This is a genomic window from Phenylobacterium sp. (assembly GCF_028290885.1).
Classification (GTDB): domain Bacteria; phylum Pseudomonadota; class Alphaproteobacteria; order Caulobacterales; family Caulobacteraceae; genus Phenylobacterium.
Window position 1 is genome coordinate 1 of the sequence record NZ_JAQGIZ010000254.1, and the last position, 7,634, is coordinate 7,634.

The following is a 7,634-nucleotide window of genomic DNA, read 5'->3' on the forward strand; positions in this document are numbered from 1 at the left end:
TCTTCTCCGCCAGCGCCTTGCATAGGCGAGCCGTCCGCTCCGGGTACTGGAAGACCAGGTTCTTCTGCAGGAACATCGGGCTGTGCCGGCCCGAGGCCAGGATGAAATGGCCTTCGCGCAGCGCGCCCGCGCCGCGGAATTCCTCGAGGACGTCATCAGTGGTCATACTCGCTGGATAGCCTTCTTTCCGGCCTCTCGAAAGATATTGGGGCTCGGAGAATGTCGGCTGTTGCCGCCTTGCGCGGCTCACCCCTAGGTGCGGACAATGCGCAGGATGCTGATCGGCCTCGCCCTGGTTCTGGTCGTCTGGATTGCCGGGGGCGCCGCGATGGTGGCGACGGCCGGGCCGTTCACGCCCTCGGGGACCTATGTGGACATCGGCGGGCGCAAGCTGCGGCTGGTCTGCGCGGGGCCGCCGGCCGACGCGGGCCGGCCGACGGTCTGGATGGAGGCCGGCGCCTTCGGGCTGGCCGCCGACTTCGCCGCCATCCAGGAGAAGCTGACCGCCAAGGGCATCCGCTCCTGCGCCTATGACCGGGCCGGCATGGGCTGGTCGGACCCGGGGCCGCAGCCGCGCGACAGCGAGGCCATCGTGGCCGACCTCGAGAAGCTGATCGCCGCATCGGGGGAGCGCGGGCCGTTCATCCTGATGGGCCACTCCATGGCCGGCCTGCACACCCGCCTGTTCGCCGGGCGCAATCCGGACAAGGTCGCGGGCCTGGTGCTGATCGAGGCCACGACGCCCGAGCAGGTCGACAGTCCCGGCACGGCCAGGTTCCTGGGCCCCTTCACGGCGATCTCGCGGGTGGCGGCGGTCTCGGCGAGCATCGGGACCACCCTGCCACTCTACTACGCCGGCGACCGCATCGGCCTGCCGCCGCAGGGGCGCGCCGAGAAGCGCCACGCCTACGTCTCCGGCCGCCACGCGCGGACGGCGGCCAACGAGGTGGTCAACTGGCGGCGCAGCGCGGCGGAAGCCCGGCTTGCGCCGCCCTACGATCCGCGCTGGCCGGTGGCGGTGGTGGTCGCGGGGGCGCCAGGACCGGGCTCCGAGCGGAACGACGCGCGGCGGGCGCCGGAACGGGCGTCCAGCGCCGGGCGCTTCGAGGCGGTGGAGGGGGCGTCGCACACCACCGTCCTCGGTCCGACCTACGGCGACGCGGTCGTCCGCGGCGTCGAGCACGTGCTCGCCCACCTGCCGCCGGCGGGTTGATGACGGGACAGGGGCGGCTTCAGGGGGCCTGGCTGGCGGCGGCGGCGTGCGTCGTGCTGGCGATCCTCGGTTTCTATGCGCGGCGGCTCTTGATGCCGCTGCCGATCTACGCCGCCGACGAAGCGGCCTATCTGATCCGGGCGCTCTATCCGGACGTGATGGTGGCGCTCAACCCAAGCGTCGCGCCGCTGAACAACGGGGTCCACCTGAGTGTGATCCGAGCGGTCTATGAAATGGGCGCGCCCTACATCGTCGGCGACCGGCTGGTGAACGCGGCGGCCTACGTCGGCGGGCTGCTGCTGCTCTGGCGCTCGAGCGTGACAGGCCTGCCGCGCCGGGACGGGCTGGTCCTGCTGCTGATCGCGGTGGGTTTTCCTTACTACCGCTTCGCCTTCTCCAACCTCGCCGAAGGGCTGTTCGTCGGCGTGCTGGCGCTCATCTGCCTGGCGACGGGGCGCTGGTATCGAACGCGGCCGATGGTCCATGCGCTACTGGCGGGAGCGCTGGCGGCGAGCCTCGTGCTCGTCAAGCCGAACGGGCTGGCGACCGTCGCCGCGCTCGCGGTGCTGGCCGGGCTGGACGCCGCGGCGAGCGGCGGATGGCGGCGGCTGCCGCTGCGCGCCCTGCTCTTCGCCGTGACCTTCTTCGTCGTCGGCAACCTGATCCAGATCGCCGCCGAGGCGCCGGCGGCCCATCCGCTGGCCTTCTTCGTCGGCGATCTCTACGGCGGCCAGCTGGCCACGGCGTCGCCGCCGGGCGCAGTGAGCCTTGGCCTCCTCACCCTGGGCTCGACGATCTCGGCCATGGCGCTCCTGGCCGGCGCGCCGATCGTCGCCGGCCTTGTGGAGCTCGCCGGCCGCTGGCGCGCCTCGCGGGGCCGGTTCGAGGCGAGCGGAGGCGACCTGGTGTTCGTGCTCCTGGTCCTGTCGCTGTTCGCGACCCTGGTCATGGTGGCGATCTTCGCCATGAAGATCGCGTCCACGCCCGGCGAGACGAAGCGGCTCTGGGGCCGTTACTTCGAGTTCTTCGCGCCGATGATCTGGCTCGCCGCCGCGCCGGCCCTGGCGCGGCCGGTCGCGCCCCGGGCGCAGCTGGCCAGCGCGGCGGTGATGCTGGCGGGCCTCGCGGGGCTGTTGGCGGGCTTCCGGGCTGGGATCGTGCTGTTCCCCTGGGACGCCAGCATCCTCAGCGCCTTCTTCCACCCCGATCCGCTCCGCGCGGCGCTGGGGCTGCGGCTGCCCTATCGGGCGCTGGCGATCGCCGTGAGCCTGGCCGCGGCCGGACTCTTGGCGCTGCGGACGCGGCCGTTGCACGCAGGTCTCGGCCTGATCCTGGCGTTGGGTCTCCTCTCGACCTGGCTGGACCACATCTGGGTCGGGCCGATGGTGGCGCACCGCTATGCGCTGGAACGCGACATCCGCGCGATGCAGCCTCGCCTGCCCCTCACCGGCGACATCGTCTTGCTGGCTCCCGAGGCCAACGCCGGCCACCTCGGATTCCTGCGTCTCGACGCCCGGCCGCGGGTGTACCTGGGCCCGCCCGGCCAGATCTCACCTGTCAACCTCGCCGGGACCCAGGCGGTGGTGGTCGCTGGCCCGGAGACGCCGCCCGGCGGCCCGTGGGTGCAGACGTACAAGGGCGTGGAGCTCTCGCTTTACCGACCGGCGCCGACTCCCTGAGATCGGCCCTTGTCGGCGCGGCCCCCTCCGCCGCTGCGCGCGGGAGGTGGAAAACCCTTAGTCCTTCCGCCGGTCCACCGTCTCGACGCTGGGGTTGGCGCGCAGGGCGGCGGCGATGTGGGTCAGGTGCTTGGCGTCGTTGACGTCGACGTCGATGTCCACGTCGAAGAAGTCGGCCTGGCGGTGGTGCATGCGCAGCTGGACGATATTGCCGCCGGCCTCGCCGATGATGGTGCAGACCTGGCCCAAGACGCCCGGCGCATTGCGGATGGTGGCGAGCAGCTTGGCGCGGGCGATGGAGTTGCGCTCGGCCTCGGGCGTCCACTGCAGGTCGCGCCAGAGTTCCTCGTGGTCCTCGAAGGCGGCCAGCCGCTCGCAGTCGATGGTGTGGACGGTCAGGCCCTTGCCGTCGCCTTCCAGGATCCCGACGATGCGGTCGCCGGGCACGGGCGAGCAGTGCTCGTCGAAGTGGATGCTGACGCCGGGCGTCAGGCCGCCGCCGCGGACATAGAGCTTGGCCGACTTGCCGTCCTCGATGCGGTGGCGGGCCGCGGCGGCCTTGCGCTCGTGGGCCTTGAGGCCTGGGAACAGCGCCTCCAGCACCTGCGGGGGGGAGACCCGCCCGCGGCCGACGGCGTCGAACAGCTCGTCTTCCGTCGCCGCGGCGAAGCGGTCGAGGGCGGGCCTGAGCGAGACGTCCTTGCGCGACTTGCCGGCGGCCTCGAAGGTCTGGTCGACAGTGGCGCGGCCGAGCCTCGTGAACTCTTCCTTCTCGGTCTGGCGGATGTGGCGGCGGATGGCGGAACGGGCGCGGCCGGTGACGGTGATCGAGCGCCAGTCGGGGGGCACCACCGGCTTGCCGCCGCGGATCACCTCCACCACGTCGCCGTTCTGCAAGACGGTGCGCAGGGGCTTCAGCTCGCCGTTGATCTTCACCCCGATGGTGGTGTCGCCGATGTCGGTGTGCACCGCGTAGGCGAAGTCCAGCGGCATGGCGCCGGTCGGCAGGCTGACCAGCCGGCCCTTGGGCGTGAAGACGAAGGCCTGGTCGAGAAACATCTCCAGCTTGGCGTGCTCGACCAGTTCCTCGGCGTCGCCGCCGTGCTCCAGCACCTGCACGAGGTGGCGCAGGTTGACCAGCGGGTCGCGGCCGCCGGCGGCCTTCTGGTGCTCGGCGTCGAAGCCGTAGGTCTGGTCCTTGTAGCGCCAGTGGGCGGCGACGCCCTCCTCGGCGACCCGGTCCATGGCCTCGGTGCGGATCTGCATCTCGATGCGCATGCCCCTTGGGCCGACGACCGTGGTGTGCAGCGAGCGGTAGTTGTTGCGCTTGGGCGTGGAGATGAAGTCCTTGAACCGCTCTGGCACCGAGGGCCAGGCGCGGTGGATGACGCCGAGCGCGCGGTAGCAGTCCTCCTCGGTGTCGACGATCACCCGGAACGCATAGATGTCGGAAAGCTGCGAGAAGCCGATCGATTTGCGCTGCAGCTTCCGCCAGATCGAATAGGCGTTCTTCTCGCGGCCGAAGACCCGGGCCGGCACGCCGGCGGCCTCCAGCTTGGCGGCGATCTCGCCCGAGACCTGGGAGACCGCCCCGCCCTGTTCGTGGCGCAGGGTGTCGAGCCGGCGGCCGATGGCGTCGCGGGCCACCGGGTTCAGGTGCTCGAAGGCCAGCTCCTCCAGCTCGGTGGTGATCCGGTGGACGCCGATGGAGCGGGCCAGCGGGGCGTAGATGTCCAGGGTCTCGCGGGCGATCCGCTCGCGCTTGGCGGGGCTGGCGATGTGCTGCAGCGTGCGCATGTTGTGCAGCCGGTCGGCCAGCTTGACCATCAGCACGCGGACGTCGCGGCTGATCGCCAGGATGAATTTGCGCAGGTTCTCCGCCTGGCGGAGGTGCTCGGAGGAAAGCTCCAGCTTGGAGAGCTTGGTGACGCCCTCCACCAGCTCGCCGATCTCGACCCCGAACAGCTCGTCGATCTCGGCGCGCGTGACCGGGGTGTCCTCGATCACGTCATGCAGCAGGGCGGTGACGATGGTGGCGGTGTCGAGCCGATAGTCGGTGAGGATGCCCGCCACCTCGATCGGGTGGGCGAAATAGGGGTCGCCCGACGCGCGCTTCTGCGCCCCATGCATGCGCATGGCGTAGACATAGGCGCGGTTGAGCAGCGCCTCGTCGGCGGTGGGGTCGTAGGAGCGGACCTTCTCGATCAGCTCGAACTGGCGGAGCATCTTCGGACGCTTGGCGACCGCCGGTATCGGGGTCGGCGCCTCCCGCCCCGAAAGAGAGGGGTCCGAATTGGGGGCGTCTTTCAGCGGGGCGGCGGGGTCAGGCGCCGCCTTGGCAATGAGGGGTTCTGCGCCTTCCGGGCTCAGTACCGCTCCTCCTGGCCGCCATCGCGATCGCTCTGCAGGGCGCGAACGAGCTCGAGCTCGCTCATCTGCATGTGGGTCGGATCGGCCAGCAGGGCGAGGGTTTCGGCCTCTTCCTCGGCTTCCGAACGCTCGTCCACCCGTTGCAGGGTGCCGATCAGGGTCTCGCGCAGCTCTTCGGCGTCGACCACGTCGTCGGCGATCTCGCGCAGCGAGACGACCGGGTTCTTGTCGTTGTCGCGATCGACCAGGATCTGGGCGCCCGCCGAGATGGCGCGAGCCCGATGCGCCGCCAGCAACACGAGGTTGAAGCGGTTGGGGACCTTTTCGATGCAGTCTTCGACAGTGACGCGAGCCATGGATTCCTCGGGACGGGGAGAGAACCTGTGAAAATAGAGGTTCGGGACCCATTGTGCAACGCCGCAAAGGCCGCAGGCGTGTGGCGGACCGCGGTCAGACACTGTTCACCACGATAGGTTGCAAAGCTTCAATAGATGCGGGGCCATAGTAGAGCTGTCGCTGCTGGAGTCCTCGATGCCGCCTGCGCCCGCCGCCCGCCCCGAACTGCGGTTCCCCTGGGAGCCGGAGTCGGTCAACCGCGCCAACCTGGCGACCGCGGCGCTGCGGTCGATCCTGCTCCAGAAGATCCCGGCGCGCGGCGCGCACGCCCCGAGCCTGCTGGTGGCGATCGGGGCCCTGGTGGGCTTCGCCGCGCAGAACGCGGCGCTGGAGCAGGGCGAACTGCTCGCCTCGCGCCGCGACCTGGTCGGTCCGGAAAGCCTGATGCTGCGCCAGACCAAGGACGGGCGGCGGTTCCTGGCCGGGCGCTGGGTGAACGCCCCGCTGCTGCTGGGCTACGGCCACGGCTTCCCGCTGCAACGCTTCGTGGTGCAGGCAGCCGCCGCGGCCGGCGTGAATCGCACCGAGTTCGGCGACTACTGGGAGCTGGAGCGCCGCATCGCCAAGGACGCCGTGGAGGGCGAATTCGGGCAACTGGAGGCCAGTGAAGGCCGCGAGATGGTGGCCCGGCCGCAGGACCTGCTGCGCGTGCTCTGGCCCCTCGCGCGGCGGGTCTTCACCGCGCCCATGCCGATGGAGGCGGCCGACGAGCCGATGCTGAACGAGGCGCACTGGCCGATCCTCGCCTCGATGGTGGCGGCCCGGCTGATCGGCCAGACGGTGGAATCCGTCCCGCCGCGCATTGCCGCGGGCCTGGTCATGGAGGCCGCGATCATCGGCTCGAAACTCGACCCGCAACTGGCCGACCCCGGCCGCTGGACCCTCGCGCCCAGCCCCCGCGGCCTGCAGATCGTCCGCGACGACCGACGGCGCAAGGCGATCGCCTAGGGCATTCTCCACACCGCTCATCCCCGGGGATGAGCGGGATAAAGGGGCATCGCGTCCCGCCCCACCGTCGCGTCCCGCGCCAGCTCCACCGCTGTCCTCCCGCTCACCGGATGCCGCCAGCCGGGGGCGATCTCGGCCAGTGGGCCCATGACGAACAGCCGCTCGTGGGCCCGCGGATGCGGCAGGACCAGGCCGGGCCCCTCGGCGACCTCGCGCCCGTAGGCGATGAGGTCCAGATCGAGCGTTCGCGGGGCGTTCGGGGCGCCGCGTATCCTGCCAAATGCCCGCTCGATCGCGAAAAGCGCCTCCAGAACCGCTTGCGGCGGGCCGTTCGCCTCGACAATCGCGACGCCGTTGCGATATTCCTCGCCGTTCGGGTCGGGCCAGGCGGCGGACCGCCACCAGCCCGACCGGGCGACCACAGGCAATCCGGCCTGAGGGAACCGCGCCAGGGCCGCCTCGAGCAGCGCCTCGGAAGAGGTGAAATCGCCGGCCAGGTTGCCGCCCAGGGCCACGACGACGGCGTCGTCCAGCCCGGCGTCGGCAGCCTTCAAGACTTTGGCCTTTGGGAATTTCGCGACGATGACCTTCTACCCCACGGACCGGCTGGCGCTCTTCATCGACGGGGCCAACCTCTATTCGGCGGCCAAGGGCCTGGGCTTCGACATCGACTACCGCAAGCTCCTGGAGGAGTTCCGCAAGCGCGGCGTCCTGATCCGCGCCTACTACTACACCGCGCTCGTCGAGGACGAGGAGTACTCGCCGATCCGGCCGCTGGTCGATTGGCTGGACTACAACGGCTACAGCCTGGTGACCAAGGCTGCGCGGCAATACACCGACAGCCAGGGCCGCAAGCGCTGGCGCGGCGACATGGACGTGGAGATCGCCGTCGACATGATGGAGATGGCCGCCTCCGCCGACCACCTGGTGCTGTTCTCCGGCGACGGCGACTTCCGCTGCCTGGTCGAGGCCGTGCAGCGCAAGGGCGCGCGGGTGACCGTGGTCTCGACGGTGAAGTCGCAGCCGCC

At 70.7% G+C, this 7,634-nt stretch carries 7 protein-coding genes and 1 pseudogene; 4 read left to right on the top strand and 4 right to left on the bottom strand.

Annotated features, from left to right (window positions below):
- A pseudogene (locus JWP28_RS17140) lies at positions 1–166 on the bottom strand (orotate phosphoribosyltransferase); the annotation flags it as partial.
- Positions 167–265: 99 nt separating this feature from the next.
- Here JWP28_RS17140 and JWP28_RS17145 point away from each other — a divergent pair.
- Both JWP28_RS17145 and JWP28_RS17150 read left to right on the top strand, forming a co-directional pair.
- The gene (locus JWP28_RS17145) at positions 266–1,213 is read left to right on the top strand and encodes an alpha/beta hydrolase (protein WP_299544808.1); all 948 of its coding nucleotides are present in this window, start codon (positions 266–268) and stop codon (positions 1,211–1,213) included.
- On the top strand, positions 1,213–2,892 hold the full coding sequence (locus JWP28_RS17150; RefSeq protein WP_299544809.1) for a hypothetical protein: 1,680 nt from the start codon (positions 1,213–1,215) through the stop codon (positions 2,890–2,892). Before JWP28_RS17145 ends, JWP28_RS17150 begins: the two co-directional genes overlap by 1 nt.
- A gap of 57 nt (positions 2,893–2,949) precedes the next feature.
- Here the strand turns inward: JWP28_RS17150 and JWP28_RS17155 are convergent, their stop codons facing one another.
- Together JWP28_RS17155 and rpoZ are read right to left on the bottom strand one after the other, a co-directional pair.
- On the bottom strand, positions 2,950–5,118 hold the full coding sequence (locus tag JWP28_RS17155) for a bifunctional (p)ppGpp synthetase/guanosine-3',5'-bis(diphosphate) 3'-pyrophosphohydrolase (protein WP_299544811.1): 2,169 nt from the start codon (positions 5,116–5,118) through the stop codon (positions 2,950–2,952).
- A gap of 140 nt (positions 5,119–5,258) precedes the next feature.
- Positions 5,259–5,618 (bottom strand): DNA-directed RNA polymerase subunit omega, encoded by a 360-nt coding sequence (gene rpoZ / locus JWP28_RS17160; RefSeq protein WP_299544812.1) that lies wholly within the window; start codon positions 5,616–5,618, stop codon positions 5,259–5,261.
- Between the two features lie 175 nt (positions 5,619–5,793).
- On the opposite strand from rpoZ, the gene JWP28_RS17165 reads away from it, so the two are divergent.
- Positions 5,794–6,606 (top strand): hypothetical protein, encoded by an 813-nt coding sequence (locus JWP28_RS17165; protein WP_299544813.1) that lies wholly within the window; start codon positions 5,794–5,796, stop codon positions 6,604–6,606.
- 17 nt (positions 6,607–6,623) lie between these two features.
- On the opposite strand, the gene folK is transcribed toward JWP28_RS17165, so the two are convergent.
- Entirely contained in the window at positions 6,624–7,160 is a 537-nt protein-coding gene (gene folK / locus JWP28_RS17170) for a 2-amino-4-hydroxy-6-hydroxymethyldihydropteridine diphosphokinase (RefSeq protein WP_299544814.1), read from the bottom strand.
- 28 nt (positions 7,161–7,188) lie between these two features.
- On the opposite strand from folK, the gene JWP28_RS17175 reads away from it, so the two are divergent.
- A partial coding sequence (locus tag JWP28_RS17175) for an NYN domain-containing protein (RefSeq protein ID WP_299544815.1) occupies positions 7,189–7,634 on the top strand: 446 nt, incomplete at its 3' end.

Coding starts and splice junctions, on each gene's coding strand:
- JWP28_RS17145 (WP_299544808.1), top strand. CDS start 266: ATGCGCAGGATGCTGATCGGCCTCGCCCTGGTTCTGGTCGTCTGGATT.
- JWP28_RS17150 (WP_299544809.1), top strand. CDS start 1,213: ATGACGGGACAGGGGCGGCTTCAGGGGGCCTGGCTGGCGGCGGCGGCG.
- JWP28_RS17155 (WP_299544811.1), bottom strand. CDS start 5,118: ATGCTCCGCCAGTTCGAGCTGATCGAGAAGGTCCGCTCCTACGACCCC.
- rpoZ (WP_299544812.1), bottom strand. CDS start 5,618: ATGGCTCGCGTCACTGTCGAAGACTGCATCGAAAAGGTCCCCAACCGC.
- JWP28_RS17165 (WP_299544813.1), top strand. CDS start 5,794: ATGCCGCCTGCGCCCGCCGCCCGCCCCGAACTGCGGTTCCCCTGGGAG.